The following is a 14,314-nucleotide window of genomic DNA, read 5'->3' as shown; positions in this document are numbered from 1 at the left end:
CCCGGCAGCCATGGCTTAGAGCGGGTGCCGAAAGCCGTCGAATTAGGCTAGAATGCACGGCCTCTAAGCACACCCCTTCCTGAGGCTGTCCCGACGATGTTGATCCTGCGCGGCGCTCCTGCCCTTTCTGCCTTTCGCCACGGTAAATTACTCGAGCAACTGAGCCAGAAAGTCCCCGCTGTTACTGGTTTGTATGCCGAATTTGCCCACTTCGCCGACGTTGACGGCGAGCTGACCGCCGACCAGCAGCAGGTGCTGGGCCGTCTGCTCAAATACGGCCCGAGCGTGCCGGTACAGGAGCCGACCGGCCGCCTGTTCCTGGTCGTGCCGCGCCTGGGCACCATCTCGCCATGGGCCAGCAAGGCCAGCGACATCGCCCACAACTGCGGCCTGCAGTCGATTCAGCGCCTGGAGCGCGGCATCGCCTACTACGTGGCCGGCAACCTGAGCGACGCCGACGCCGAGCTGATCGCCGCCGAACTGCACGACCGCATGACCCAGCGCGTGCTGGCCAAGCTGGAGCAGGCAGCCGACCTGTTCAGCCACGCCCAGCCCAAGCCGATGACCTCGGTCGACATCCTTGGCGGTGGCCGCGCCGCCCTGGCCCAGGCCAACATCGACCTGGGCCTGGCCCTGGCCGAAGACGAGATCGACTACCTGGTCAACGCCTTCCAGGGCCTTGCGCGCAACCCGAACGACATCGAACTGATGATGTTCGCCCAGGCCAACTCCGAGCACTGCCGCCACAAGATCTTCAACGCCAGTTGGGACATCGACGGCCAGGCTCAGGAAAAGAGCCTGTTCGGCATGATCAAGAACACCTACCAGATGCACAACGAAGGCGTGCTGTCGGCTTACAAGGACAACGCCTCGGTGATCGTCGGCAGCGTCGCCGGCCGTTTCTTCCCGAACCCTGAAACCCGCCAGTACGGTGCGGTGCAGGAGCCGGTGCACATCCTGATGAAGGTCGAGACGCACAACCACCCGACCGCCATCGCCCCGTTCTCCGGCGCCTCCACCGGCTCCGGCGGCGAAATCCGCGACGAAGGCGCGACCGGCCGTGGCGCCAAGCCCAAAGCCGGCCTGACCGGTTTCACCGTGTCCAACCTGCGCATCCCGGGCTTCGAACAGCCGTGGGAGCAGGCCTACGGCAAGCCGGAGCGCATCGTCGACGCCCTCGACATCATGATCGAAGGCCCACTGGGCGGCGCCGCGTTCAACAACGAATTCGGTCGCCCGGCCCTGACCGGCTACTTCCGTACCTTCGAACAGGCCATCGACACCCCGCATGGCGAAGAAGTGCGCGGCTACCACAAGCCGATCATGCTCGCCGGCGGCATGGGCAACATCCGTGAAGACCACGTGCAGAAGGGCGAGATCACCGTCGGCGCCAAGCTGATCGTGCTCGGCGGCCCGGCCATGCTGATCGGCCTGGGCGGCGGCGCCGCCTCGTCGGTGGCCACCGGTGCCAGCTCGGCTGACCTGGACTTTGCCTCGGTACAGCGCGAAAACCCGGAAATGGAGCGCCGTTGCCAGGAGGTCATCGACCGCTGCTGGCAGCTGGGCGACAAGAACCCGATCGCCTTCATCCACGACGTGGGCGCCGGTGGTATCTCCAACGCCTTCCCGGAGCTGGTCAACGACGGTGGCCGTGGTGGCCGCTTCGAACTGCGCAACGTGCCCAACGACGAGCCGGGCATGGCCCCGCACGAAATCTGGAGCAACGAATCGCAAGAGCGTTACGTGCTGGCCGTCAGCGCCGTCGATTTCGAGCGTTTCCAGGCCATCTGCGAACGCGAGCGTTGCCCGTTCGCCGTGGTTGGTGAGGCGACTGAAGAGCCGCACCTGACCGTCAGCGACAGCCACTTCGGCAACACCCCGGTGGACATGCCGCTCGACGTGCTGCTGGGCAAGCCGCCGCGCATGCACCGTTCGGTCACCCGCGAGGCCGAGCTGGGCGATGACTTCGACCCGAGCAAACTGGACCTGGACCAGGCTGTGCAGCGCGTGCTGAACCACCCGGCCGTGGCCAGCAAGAGCTTCCTGATCACCATCGGCGACCGCACCATCACCGGCCTGGTTGCCCGCGACCAGATGGTCGGCCCGTGGCAGGTGCCGGTGGCCGACTGTGCCGTCACCGCCACCAGCTTCGACGTCTACACCGGTGAAGCCATGGCCATGGGCGAGCGTACCCCGCTGGCCCTGCTGGATGCCCCGGCGTCCGGCCGCATGGCAATCGGCGAGACCCTGACCAACCTGGCCGCTGCCCGCATCGAGAAACTGTCCGACATCAAACTGTCGGCCAACTGGATGTCCGCCGCCGGCCACCCGGGTGAAGACGCGCGTCTGTACGACACCGTCAAGGCTGTCGGCATGGAACTGTGCCCGGAGCTGGGCATCACCATTCCGGTCGGCAAAGACTCGATGTCGATGAAGACCAAGTGGAGCGAAGAGGGCGTCGAGAAGAGCGTCACATCGCCGATGTCGCTGATCATCACCGGCTTCGCCCCGGTCACCGACATCCGCCAGACCCTGACCCCGCAACTGCGTATGGACAAGGGCGAGACCGACCTGATCCTGATCGACCTGGGCCGCGGCAAGAACCGCATGGGCGCCTCGATCCTGGCCCAGACCTACGGCAAGATCGCTGCCCAGGCACCAGACGTCGACGACGCCGAAGACCTCAAGGCGTTCTTCGCCGTGATCCAGGGCCTGAACGCCGACGGCCACTTGCTGGCCTACCACGACCGTTCCGACGGCGGCCTGCTGACCACCGTGCTGGAAATGGCCTTCGCCGGCCACTGCGGCCTCGACCTGCACCTCGACCCGCTGACCGACAGCAAGGCCGACGTGGCCGCCATCCTCTTCAACGAAGAGCTGGGCGCGGTTATCCAGGTTCGCCAGGATGCCACCCCGGACGTGCTGGCACAGTTCAGCGCTGCCGGCCTGGGCGAGGAGTGCGTCGCGGTGATCGGCAAGCCGGTCAACAACGGTGAAGTGTCCATCAGCCTCAATGGCGAAGTGCTGTTCGACGACGACCGCCGCATGCTGCAGCGCCAGTGGGCCGAAACCAGCTACCAGATCCAGCGCCTGCGCGACAACGCCGACTGCGCCGACCAGGAATTCGACCTGCTGCTCGAGGAAGAAAACCCGGGCCTGTCGGTCAAGCTGGGCTATGACGTCAACGACGACATCGCCGCGCCGTACATCAAGAAGGGCGTGCGCCCGCAAGTGGCGATCCTGCGCGAGCAGGGCGTCAACGGCCAGGTCGAGATGGCTGCCGCCTTCGACCGCGCAGGCTTTGCCGCCATCGACGTGCACATGAGCGATATCCTCGCAGGCCGCGTGGACTTCGAAGCCTTCAAGGGCCTGGTCGCCTGCGGTGGCTTCTCGTACGGTGACGTGCTGGGTGCCGGTGAAGGCTGGGCCAAGTCGGCGCTGTTCAACAGCCGCGCCCGCGATGCCTTCCAGGCCTTCTTCGAGCGTACCGACAGCTTCGCCCTGGGCGTGTGCAACGGTTGCCAGATGATGTCCAACCTGCACGAGCTGATCCCGGGCACCGAGCACTGGCCGCACTTCGTGCGCAACCGTTCGGAGCAGTTCGAGGCGCGCGTGGCCATGGTCGAGGTGCAGAAGTCCAACTCGATCTTCCTGCAGGGCATGGCCGGTTCGCGCATGCCGATCGCCATCGCCCACGGCGAAGGCCATGCCGAGTTCGCCAGCGAAGAGGCACTGTTGGCAGCCGACCTGTCCGGTTGCGTGGCCCTGCGCTATGTCGACAACCACGGCAAGGTCACCGAAGCCTACCCGGCCAACCCGAACGGCTCGCCGCGCGGTATCACCGGCCTGACCAGCCGTGACGGCCGCGTGACCATCATGATGCCGCACCCGGAGCGTATGTTCCGCGCCGTGCAGAACTCCTGGCGCCCGGATGAGTGGCAGGAAGACGCCGCGCTGATGCGTATGTTCCGCAACGCCCGCGTGTGGGTGAACTAAGGCGTGTACAAGCTCGCCTTCTTCGTCCCGGCCAGCCATGTTGAAGGGGTCAAGGCCGCCGTGTTCGCCGCCGGTGGCGGGCGTATCGGCGACTACGATCACTGCGCCTGGCAGACCTTGGGCCAGGGCCAGTTCCGCCCGTTGGACGGCAGCCAGCCGTTCCTCGGGCAAACCGGCCAGGTCGAGGTGGTGGAGGAGTGGAAGGTGGAGCTGGTGGTGGCCGACGACCTGATCGTTCAGGTCGTCGCTGCGCTCAAACGGAGCCATCCCTACGAGACACCGGCATACGAAGTATGGCCATTGGCTGACTTCTGAACGCATTGAAGTGTCACTGGTTCAATACCAGAAGCCCCGGCAGTTTCCTGCCGGGGCTTTTGTGTTTCAGGCCTATCCGAACAGCCCACGCACGCGGTCCCACACGCTTGTGTCGACCTCGTGGTTGGCATGACCGTGCAATGTGGCGAAGATCGAATCATTGCCAGCCTGCTCGATCTTCTCTGGGTGCTCGGATGCCCAATGGCTGACCAGTTCATCCTGCCACTCGCTGTCAAAGGGGTGGGTAAAGTAGCTGCGCGCGATTTTCACCGGATCGAGCAGGCGCTTTCCCTCCCAGTGGTGGTACATGGCTTTGCCCACCTCGCGTACCGCAACGCGCGCCATGAGTGCGGCCAAGGTATGCAGAGGATGGACGTCATGATCTTTGGCGAGTTGTGAATGGGTCGGGTTGGTCGAACCGATCAGCTCAGGATTGCCCAGGCGCAGCGTCTGTAGATCGTCAACGCTATTGCCGATCAGGTTGAGCAGGGTTTGGTAGCCCAGCTTGAGCAGATCCTGGGCGCCCCTTATCGGCGAGCTGATGATCCAGGAGACCAGCCGCATGCCGTTGAACCCTGGGAGGTCCGCCAGTGTGTCGCGCACCTCGAGGGAGGTCTGCAGATACTGCTGCCATTTCGGGTCAGGGTGGTCTTGCAGCAGAATCAACAATGCAAGTTCCGAGTTCGCGCGTTGGCCCGGGGTAATGTTCTCGAAACTGCCGGAGGGCTTGAACAACAGGTTCGCCATTGGCTCGGCCAGGCTGGCGATCACATCGGAACCGGCGAACATGCCGGTGACCACTGGCCACTCGTGCCTGCAATCGACCTTTGCGGTCCATGGCAATACACGGTCGTGTTTCTGCTTGCGCAGGCTCAGCTCTGCATAGTTGGAGTGGGCGAAGTAGTCCTCGAGCACGTGCAAGGCCGCGCCGAACTGGCGCATGCCTTTCGGCGTTGGCCCCGCTGCCATGGCGTCACGCAGGCAGTTGCTCATGTAGTCGACCGAAGTGAAGATGTAGCGCTTCATGGAGGTGTCAGGGTCGACCTGGAGCAGGGCGTCATCCTCGGCGATGGGCGCCTCGAAGGCTTCGTCGATGGTGCGTGGATCGACGCTGGGAGGCCTCGGATTGAAGGGGTTGTCTATGTGTTCGCTGGGGCGATAGACCCCCAGCATCTGCGGAGTGACAACATAGTGGCTGCGCTCTTGCGGCGTGCTTTGCAGGCTGGGGAAGGCTCTCAGTGCCAAAAGATCGACGAGCTGGGTAAGCACTTCTCTTGAAAGCTTGGCCGGGAAGTCCTTGGGAGCATCGGCGGCCCGCACCAGCTTGGGGTCGAGCAACTGTGAGTAATCGCGCAACCAGTTGCCAAAATAGATCGCCTTGCGCTGCTTTTCGTCAAAGCCGGCATACTTCAAATCTTCCTCGATCGAGCCGTGGCCCCAAGACTCGGATTCACGCGCCTCATTGCCTTGCCCAGCCGAAAAGCCCTCATGGCTCGCATAGCGGCTTTCGCTGTGCTGCGCTTCCTGGCCCTGGCTCAGGCGGATGTAGTGACGCAGCGCCTGCCGATCGACCTGAAGGTGGATATCTGCATCACCGCTGTGTAGGTGAGCGACTGTCAGCTTGCCAGGCTTGCGTGGTTCGATTTCACAGAACAGATAAGCAAATCGGGCACCCTCTTCGAGCCAGGCGTCTTGGGCAACCTGGGTTCTGCCTGTGGTCAGGCGAGGTGCGTATTCCTGGCGCAGGAGGCAGTCCAGGTGGTGACCGAACTCGTGTAGCAGGATGGTCGCCAGTTCGCAGGCGCCGCCCGGCTGCTGGCGTGCAGCCTCGATCACGTCGGGATGCAGGTGGATGATGCGGGTGGCATTGTCGTAGCTTGCCCTGCCATGGGCTTGTGTACCGATCTGGTGAACCGGGTTGGCCAACGTGCCTTCACGAAGTGCGTCGTGCAAGCACTGATAGCACGCTTCAGGCAGGTCGTCGCCGAACACAGGAGCAAGCAGCGAGTGGAAGGCTTGTGGCGAAAGTGAGGCGGCGCTTTCAGTCAGTTGGTCAAGGGCGAAAGTAGTCGTCAGGCAGTCGGGTAAAGCGGTCATGGCGGGAACTCATGCTGGGGAGAAAAAGCCAGCATGAGAATTCCCAATCACTCTGGGGAGCGGGCAACATGTCCCGCTGCAGGGGGCTGACCGAAGCATGTCAGCCTCGCGGCGCATGGCCAGGCAGGGCTGCGCAGGCCACCAGGCCGATTTCGAACAGCAGCCACATCGGCACCGCCAGCATGGTCTGCGAAAACACGTCCGGCGGCGTCAGGATCATCCCCACCACAAAGCACCCGACGATCACGTAGGGCCTGCTGCGCCGCAACGTGGCGACATCGGCCAACCCCACCCAGACAACGATGAACGTCGCCACCGGGATCTCGAACGCCAGGCCGAACGCCAGGAACAGCGCCATGATGAAGTCCAGGTACTGGCTGATATCGGTCATCATTGCCACACCGTCCGGTGTCACGCTGGCAAAGAAGCCGAACATCATCGGGAACACCAGGTAGAACGCGAAGGCCATGCCGGCATAGAACAGCACGATGCTCGACACCAGCAACGGCAGGGCGATGCGCCGCTCGCGGCGGTACAAGCCCGGAGCCAGAAAGCCCCAGGCCTGGTGCAGCAACAGCGGCATGGCAACGAACAGCGCGCACATCGCCGTCAGCTTGAACGGCGTGAGGAACGGCGAGGTGACACTGGTCGCGATCATGCTGGCGCCTTCCGGCAGGAAGCGGCGCAGGGGTTCCGAGATCAGCGTGTAAAGCTGCTGGGCAAAGGGAAACAGCCCGGCGAATACCAGCGCCAAGAGCAACAGGCAGCGTACCAGGCGCTTGCGCAGGTCGCGCAGGTGTTCGGTCAAAGGCATGCGTGCCGCCGGGTCCAGGGCAATGCTCATGGCGTGCTCTCCCGGGCGACGGTTGTGGCTACGCTGTCATTGGCCGGTTCCGCCTTGAGGCTGATGCCCTGGCGGATATCCTGCTCGAGGCGCCGCAAGGGCGCGCTGTCCAGGTTGGGCATGTCGATTTCGCGCTCCATCTGTGCGCGTAACCCGTTCATCGCCCGGCGCGCCTGCCCCAGGCCGCGGCCCAAGGTGCGCGCCGCGACCGGCAGGCGTTCCGGGCCAAGCACCAGCAGTGCGACGATGCCGACCAGCAAGAGTTCGCTGAAGCCTATCTCGAACATCAGGCTTGGCGATCCGCTTGCGGCTGCTGTGCAGCCTGGGCGGTTACCGGCGGCTGTTGCTGCACGTGAGCAGCGCTGGGTGCGTTGACGTCATGCTCGCCGCCCATGGATTTGCGAAAGCCCTGGATCGCTTCGCCGACATCGCTGCCCAGGCCCTTGAGGCGCTTGGTGCCAAACAGCAGAAACACGATCAGCAGTACGATCACCAATTGCCAGATTCCGATGCCACCCATTTCGACCACTCCTGTAAGGCCATGAAATTGAAGGCCAATCCTGCCGCTTGCAGATGACGCGAACATGACTGCAAGGCCATTGCAACCTGGCTGCAACAACCCGCGTGTTGACTGGCGCACTCATCGATGAAAAGGATGCGCGCGCATGTACGGCAAGCGACAGCAGGGTGCGGCACTGCTGATGGTGATGGTGGTGCTGGCAATGCTCGCTGCAGGCATGGCCTGGCTGGTGGAGGATGGCCGCCGTCAGGTGGACGAGGTGCAGCTGTTGCGCCAACGGGTGCAGGTACGCGCCATGGAACAGGCTGGCCTGGCTTATGCCGACCAAGCCCTGCGAGACCCTGCCTGGCGGCTCAGCCCACTGTTCTGGCAGGCCGTGCGCGGGCAACCGTTGAAATACGATTTTGGTGCCGGGCAGGCGCAACTGCGGGTGCGCGACCAGCACAGCTGCTTCAACGTGAATGCGCTGCTGGGGGCCGACGGCGAGCGGGCCGAGCGCCAACTCAAGTACCTGTTGGGCGACGACATGGCCGCCGAGCGCCTGGTCGATGCGCTGGCCGACTGGCTCGACAGTGACAGCGACGCGCGCCTGCAAGGCGCCGAAAGTGCCCAGTACCTGCGCCAGCAGCCCCCGCGTCTGGCGGCCAACCAGCCGATGCTTGATACCAGCGAGCTGAACCTGCTGCTCGAACCAGACGCTACACGCCAACGCCGTTACCCGATGCTGTGCGCCTTGCCGCAGACCACAGGCTGGCGCTTGAATGCCAATGCCCTGGGCCTTGAGCACCTGCCGTTGCTCGATGCGTTGTATGAGGGGCGTTACCCGCGTTCATTGCTCAGCCGCATTGTCAGTGGCCGGCCAGCGTCGGGGTATGAAGATGCCTCGGCGTTGCGCCAGGCACTCGGGGCGGTGGATGACGAGACCTTCGAGCGGCTGAGCGAGGGGTTGTTGCTCAACAGTGGGCATTACCTGCTGCAGCTGTCGTTCGAGGAGCAGGGCAGGGTGATGCGCAGCGAGTTCCAGGTGGAAGCGCTCGGGGTGGTGCAATGGCATGCACGGGTGCCGGCGCAGCAGGTGAGAATTCGCAGTCGTGAGCCAAAACTCTAAACGCGTGATGCGCCATTATTTTCTGGGCCTCGACGAAGCAATTTAGCTGCGGCGTAAACCATCGGAACCAGCGTAATGGTTTGCGTGAGGATTCCAGCCAACATACCCACGACGTTTCTGGTGCTTATATGGCTGACATGGATATTGGTTGGGTACATGATACCGGTAGCTACCTCATACGTAAGCCATAAGCTGAAAGCTGCGTACACAGGGGCTGCCACTGCAATTTGTGCTTTTTCACGGGTAGTCAGAGGGCGCAAGCGGCTTGGTTGTGACGGCCGCATCTGCTGGTAGTTCAGGCTGGTAGCAACCCTGTGCGGGTTTCCTGAGTTGAAGCTTTGGCTGGAGCTGTCTGTCGTTGCCAACTGACGATAGGGGGGCACATCGTTGTCCGAATTTCTTGCGAGGGCGACGTCGGGTTGATGCGGGCTGTTGAATAACCTCTCTGACAACCAGTTGAACGGCTTTTTCATCCAGGTGGGCACGGATGGCCAGCGTCCATTCAGGTCGACTCTATTGACCGGGTCGCCCAGGCAGTAGCCGTAGCCATTCAGCCCGCCTTTACCAAACGGGGAAAATGCATCCGGCTGAGTAAATCGCATGAGTCCCGGATGATAGTTACGGTATCCGTTGCCTAGTAGATAGCTCCCCGTAATAACCTCCAGCCTTTGCCCGGCGAAAGCCAACAGGGGCGTCGCTAAGTCAGTCCGAATGAAGCCATATGGTGAGTATTTTCGTGGGGAGCCACTTTCATTAATACTCATCATGGTGTTCCGTTGATTGGCTTTCAAAGATCTCGCCGATATGTGCATGAGGCTTGTGCTCTGGGCCAGGATTTTTTCCATGTTTTCTCCCTTTGCGTTCACAAATCAACTGTCAATTGTGCCAGTTGACCCAAGCGTTTGCTCCTGGACCTTAAGCAAGAAAAGAGCACGTTGTGCAGGGGGGCTGTCTGGTCGTATTCGCCTGGCGCCATGCGAGTGATTCTTTGGAAGGGTCGTATACCTGTTAGCGAGACTTTCGGAACTCGACACCTGCGATGATGACGCTACAGTCAGCACGAAGCTGCCTGTAGCGTCGCTGAATCAAGCTGTACCGATCTCGCCACCATCATCGCGCTGGATCACCACCGTCGTAGCCCGCGGCCTGACCTTGGCCCCTGCCGGGGTCGCATCGGTCGCCTTGTCGGTATACGGCCAGTTATCCGGGTGCTGGATGTTGATGAACAAGGTCTTGTTGTCTGGTGTGAAGCTGATGCCCGTCACCTCGCAACCGTTCGGCCCGACGAAGAAGCGGCGCAGGGCCGTCTGGTTCTGGGCATTGATCGGCACCTGCTTGCCACTGGCATCGACCAGGTCGGTGGGGATCACCGCCAGCAATTGGTCGTTGGTGTAGTCGGTGAGCGTGGTTTCGCCGTTGTCGGTCTCGAACCACAGCACGCCACGGCTATCGAAGCTCATGCCGTCAGGGCTGGCGAACTGGTTGAGTTCGGTCAGGCCCGAGCGGTTGATGTCGGCCGTACCGGCGGCGTTGGCGCCGAACACGAAGATGTCCCAGGTGAAGCTCAGCTGGTCGTCGCTGTCGTGCCAGCGGATGATGTGGCCGTGGCGGTTCGGGCCGCGCGGGTTGGCCGCATCGACCTTGTCCGGAGTACGCGCGCTGTTGTTGGTCAGGGTCAGGTACACATCGCCATTGAGCGGGTTGACCGTAGTCCATTCCGGGCGGTCCATCGGCGTAGCGCCTACGGCATCGCCAGCACCACGGGTGTTGAGGATGATGCCTGGCAGGTCACCGTACAGCGCACCCAGGGTGCTGCCGCCAGTGGTGGCGGTGGCCACGTCCAGCAGCAGCCACACGCCGGTGCCGTCGGCATTGAAACGGGCCACGTAGAGCTTGCCCTGGTCCAGGTACTTGGCCCCGGTGGCCAGGCGGTCGGCCGGGGTGGCGTCGGCGGCATCCCACACGGCGGTGGACACCCACTTGTACAGGTACTCGTTGTTCGAGTCGTCACCCATGTACCACACCAGCGGCTTGCCGGCGACTGGCAAGCCTGGGGCGCAGCCTTCGTGGCGGAAGCGGCCCAGGGCCGTGCGCTTGGTGGCCAGGGTGCTGCTGTTGTACGGGTCGATCTCGACGATGTAGCCATAGGTGCTGGCTTCGTTGCGGTAGTCGTCGGTGGCGCTGGCACCTTTGACGGTCACATCGAAACGGGCGAACTCATCGGCCACTTCGCTGCTGTCGCCGGCCGCGCTTTCCCACTTGTACTGGCCACTGGAAGTGCCCACGCCGATGCGGCGCTGGTCTTCGGGGCGGGTGCCCTTGTTGACGAAGATGCCCGGCCAGTTCTCTTCGCAGGTCAGGTAGGTGCCCCACGGGGTATAGCCATTGCCGCAGTTGTTGTTGGTGCCACGGCAGTGGGTGCCGTCGACCGAATACTTGGTCTTGACGTGGTCGGTGCCGCGCAGCGGCCCGGTGATTTCCATGCGCGAAGCGGTGGTGAAGCGGCGGTTGAGCGGGTCGTTGTCGACCACCTGCCAGCGGCCGTTGAGCTTCTGCAGGCGCACCACGCCCGCGCCGTGGGCGTTGATTTCCTTGCGTACCTCTTCGGCCGGGCGCTTGCCGCTGGCGTCGGTGGTCGGGCCGTTGGGGTGCAGGGCAGCGGTGTCGATGTACTCGAAGTTGATCGCCAGCAGGCCGTCTTCGGAGCTGCCGTTGATCGGGAAGAAGTGCATGCCGTCATGGTGCATGCCCATGGCATTGGCCTGGTCGGTGGAGGTGTTGCTGCCGTCCGGTTTCCACGGGTTGGCGTTGCTGTTCAGCGGGGTGCCCCAAGGGGCCAGCACATAGGCGCTGTAGCCAGCGGCGACCACACAGGCGTCGGTGCGCGAGCCCGGGATGGACTGGAAGCCCAGGGCCAGTTTCGGCTCTTCAGGCTCGGTCACGGGAGGGGGGGTGACCGGATCGTCATCTGAACCGCCACTACTGTCGAAGCAGCCGGTCAGGCCGGTACCGGCAATCATGGCGATGGCGGCGCCCAGGCTGCCGCGCATCACGCTGCGACGGCTCAGGTAAGCGTCCATGACGCTGGCCATCGGCAGGTTGCCGCTCTGGTTGCGGTCCAGGTTATCGCCGGTATCTCGACTCATCAGGGTGTCCTTATAGTGGCTGAGTTGGAGGAAACCGCGACTTTAGGGCGCTACTGTGATGATTCATTGGCAGAAATATTAACGGGTTTTTAAAACTGTAAGTTCTTATTACAAACACAGAAAGATCGATTTGGAATGCTTGTCGGATTTCTGACATTAAACTGTCATGCCTACGCCGCAACATCCGGGGCCCAACGAGAACTCGGATAAGGATGGCGGGCCCGATGGCAAGCAGTGTGAGCAGGCGCGAATTGATCAGCTGGATGGGTGTCGGTGCGCTGGCACCGTTGCTCGGCGCCTGCTCTGCGTTGCCAGGCCAGCATGGCGGCAGCGCACGTGTGGATCTGCTGTACGTGGCCGACACCCTCGATGCGCGCCAGCCCGGTTTGCCGGTCGTGCCGGCCACGCGCCTGGGCCCGGTCAGCCACCTGGGCCGGGCACCATGGATGACCGGTGCCAGTGCCAGCCTGGCACACCCGCAGCTGGCACCGTTGCTCGATGCCAGCCAGGTGGCGGGCGTCACGCTGGGCGGCTATGCAGTGCTCGGGGCGCTGCTGGAGCAACTGCGCAGCGAAGCCGGGGCGGGTAACAGCCTCACCCTGGAGAACGGCCAGGGCTGGAACGGCAGTGGCCTGGCCTACCTCACCCAGGGCGAAAGCGGCGTGCAGGGCAGCCAGCTGCTGGGCAGTGAAGTGCGGGTCAGCAGTGATGAACGCGTGCTCTGGCCCCAGCGCAGCGCGGCGCTCTACCGCCAGGCTTCCACGCTTACCCTCGGTGCAGGGCTTGCGGACGCTCAGCGCAAGTCGCTGAACCTTGAGCCCCTGCATGTTTTCGAGCGCGGCGGCGTGCGCATCGCCGTGGTCGGTGTCACCGACCCCTATGCCCAGGACCAGAAAGCCTCCCTTAAACAGTGGTACCAGTCGCTGCAGCCGAATTTCGAGCAGGCGCGCCGCGAGGCCGACCTGGTCGTGGCGATGGCCGATGTCGGCACCGGGCCGGGCCTGTGGCTGGCCGAGCGATTGACAGAAATCGATGTAGTGCTCTGCGCCCGTGGCCAGGATTTGTGGCCGGCGCCGGTACAGGCCACCCAAGCCAGCGGCCGTCGGGTGCCGGTGCTGTTTGCTGGTTGCCGCGGCAGCGGGGCATTCCGTTTGCGTTGCCAGCAGGTTGCCGGGCAATGGCAGTTCGACGGGCAGTTCTTCCCGGCCTTTGAACGCTACCTGTCGCCTGCTGCGCAGATGCGCGCCAGCCAGTTGCAGGGTGAACTGCGCCAGCAACGGGCCGGCCACGCGGCGTGGCTCGACCAGCCACTGGCGCACGCGCCCCAGGCCTTGTGGCGCCGGGACACCCGTGGCGGCAGTTGGGACCGCCTGCTGCACCAGGCCTTGGCCGATGACAGCAACATGCCGGTGCTGCTGCCGGGGCTGCGCTATGACTATCCGCTGGCGGCGGGCGAAGCGATTACCCGCGAGCACCTGATCAGCCTCACCGGTGGCTACCCGGCGCCGGTGGTCGAGGCCCCGGCCCGGCAAGTCGAGCAAGTGCTGGAGAACGCCGCCGAGCAACTGTTCGGTGACCCACTGTTGCTCGACAACAGCCAGGACCTGCCGCGCTGGCAGGGCCAGCCTTGGCGTGTCAGCTACAGCCCGCAAGGCAAGCGCGTCACGGGCGTCGAAGCGGGGCAGGGCCTGTGCCGCACCTTTGGCCTGCAATTCGAAACCCGGGCGGGCGAGCCCCTGTGGCAACGGGTCGAGGCCTGGCTGGCGCGGCAGAAGGCCGGCTGGCAGCTGGCGCCTCTGCAATTGCCCGAGGTGCGCTACGTGCAAGGCCACCCAGGCTGGCATCCACGGCAGGTTGTTTCGTGAGCCTGGCGACACGGTTGATGACCGGCGGCCTGCTGACCCTGGCCGGCTGGCTGGCCGCCCAGTGCGTGCTGCAACTGGGGCGCCAGCCGCAGCCGGCCAGCCCGGCGCAGGTTGCCGCCAGCCCGCTGCCAGGCCTGCTGATCGGTCACTGGCAACCTGCTGTGGATGACGGCGCGATCGCCATCACCCGCCTGCCGTTGCAGTACCTCGGCGGCCTCAAGGCCCAGCCGTTGTCGGCCAGTGTGGTGGTGCTGCGCTACGGCCAGCAGGTTCGCACCCTCGGCCGTGGCCAGCGCCTGGCGCCCGGCATCGTATTGCAGGACATCGACGCCGATGGCCTGATTTTCGACAACCAGGGGCGGCGCGAACGCCTGCCCTGGCCGCCACGCCCCGCCGTGACCGGCTTCAAGCGCCAAGGATGAA

At 63.9% G+C, this 14,314-nt stretch carries 11 protein-coding genes; 5 read left to right on the top strand and 6 right to left on the bottom strand.

Going from position 1 to position 14,314, the window contains the following annotated elements; translation table 11 throughout:
• The first annotated feature begins 96 nt into the window (after window positions 1-96).
• Both purL and CAF78_RS18490 read left to right on the top strand, forming a co-directional pair.
• Window positions 97-3,996, top strand: coding sequence for a phosphoribosylformylglycinamidine synthase (gene purL / locus CAF78_RS18495; protein ID WP_085673458.1), 3,900 nt, complete (start codon window positions 97-99; stop codon window positions 3,994-3,996).
• Between the two features lie 3 nt (window positions 3,997-3,999).
• The gene (locus CAF78_RS18490; RefSeq protein WP_085673456.1) at window positions 4,000-4,311 is read left to right on the top strand and encodes an NGG1p interacting factor NIF3; all 312 of its coding nucleotides are present in this window, start codon (window positions 4,000-4,002) and stop codon (window positions 4,309-4,311) included.
• Between the two features lie 72 nt (window positions 4,312-4,383).
• Here CAF78_RS18490 and CAF78_RS18485 read toward each other — a convergent pair whose 3' ends face one another.
• The 4 genes from CAF78_RS18485 to tatA all read right to left on the bottom strand — a co-directional run bounded on the left by CAF78_RS18485 (window position 4,384) and on the right by tatA (window position 7,772).
• Window positions 4,384-6,408 (bottom strand): HET-C-related protein, encoded by a 2,025-nt coding sequence (locus CAF78_RS18485; RefSeq protein WP_085673454.1) that lies wholly within the window; start codon window positions 6,406-6,408, stop codon window positions 4,384-4,386.
• Window positions 6,409-6,508: 100 nt separating this feature from the next.
• The gene (gene tatC, locus CAF78_RS18480) at window positions 6,509-7,252 is read right to left on the bottom strand and encodes a twin-arginine translocase subunit TatC (protein ID WP_085673452.1); all 744 of its coding nucleotides are present in this window, start codon (window positions 7,250-7,252) and stop codon (window positions 6,509-6,511) included.
• Entirely contained in the window at window positions 7,249-7,539 is a 291-nt protein-coding gene (gene tatB / locus CAF78_RS18475; protein ID WP_085673450.1) for a Sec-independent protein translocase protein TatB, read from the bottom strand. The genes tatC and tatB overlap by 4 nt, the downstream gene beginning before the upstream one ends.
• Complete coding sequence (gene tatA / locus CAF78_RS18470; RefSeq protein ID WP_085673447.1) at window positions 7,539-7,772, bottom strand: twin-arginine translocase TatA/TatE family subunit; 234 nt, start codon at window positions 7,770-7,772, stop codon at window positions 7,539-7,541. Before tatA ends, tatB begins: the two co-directional genes overlap by 1 nt.
• Before the next feature lie 145 nt (window positions 7,773-7,917).
• Between tatA and gspK the strand changes: the two genes are divergently transcribed.
• Window positions 7,918-8,880: a type II secretion system minor pseudopilin GspK gene (gene gspK / locus CAF78_RS18465; RefSeq protein WP_085673445.1), complete on the top strand. Its 963-nt coding sequence runs from the start codon at window positions 7,918-7,920 to the stop codon at window positions 8,878-8,880.
• Here gspK and CAF78_RS18460 read toward each other — a convergent pair.
• On the bottom strand, window positions 8,877-9,725 hold the full coding sequence (locus CAF78_RS18460; RefSeq protein ID WP_085673443.1) for an RHS repeat-associated core domain-containing protein: 849 nt from the start codon (window positions 9,723-9,725) through the stop codon (window positions 8,877-8,879). The two genes, gspK and CAF78_RS18460, sit on opposite strands and share 4 nt — an antisense overlap.
• Window positions 9,726-9,965: 240 nt before the next feature.
• Complete coding sequence (locus CAF78_RS18455; protein WP_085673441.1) at window positions 9,966-12,026, bottom strand: PhoX family phosphatase; 2,061 nt, start codon at window positions 12,024-12,026, stop codon at window positions 9,966-9,968.
• Between the two features lie 224 nt (window positions 12,027-12,250).
• Here CAF78_RS18455 and CAF78_RS18450 point away from each other — a divergent pair, with 224 nt between their 5' ends.
• The gene (locus CAF78_RS18450; RefSeq protein ID WP_085673439.1) at window positions 12,251-13,891 is read left to right on the top strand and encodes a lipoprotein UxpA; all 1,641 of its coding nucleotides are present in this window, start codon (window positions 12,251-12,253) and stop codon (window positions 13,889-13,891) included.
• Complete coding sequence (locus tag CAF78_RS18445; protein WP_085673437.1) at window positions 13,888-14,313, top strand: pilus assembly protein PilZ; 426 nt, start codon at window positions 13,888-13,890, stop codon at window positions 14,311-14,313. Before CAF78_RS18450 ends, CAF78_RS18445 begins: the two co-directional genes overlap by 4 nt.
• The last annotated feature ends 1 nt before the right edge of the window (window position 14,314 follow it).

The organism is Pseudomonas sp. R28(2017), assembly GCF_002112505.1.
GTDB lineage: Bacteria > Pseudomonadota > Gammaproteobacteria > Pseudomonadales > Pseudomonadaceae > Aquipseudomonas.
The sequence above is the reverse complement of the archived record's forward strand: the minus strand, read 5'-3'. Positions and strand labels throughout refer to the sequence as shown.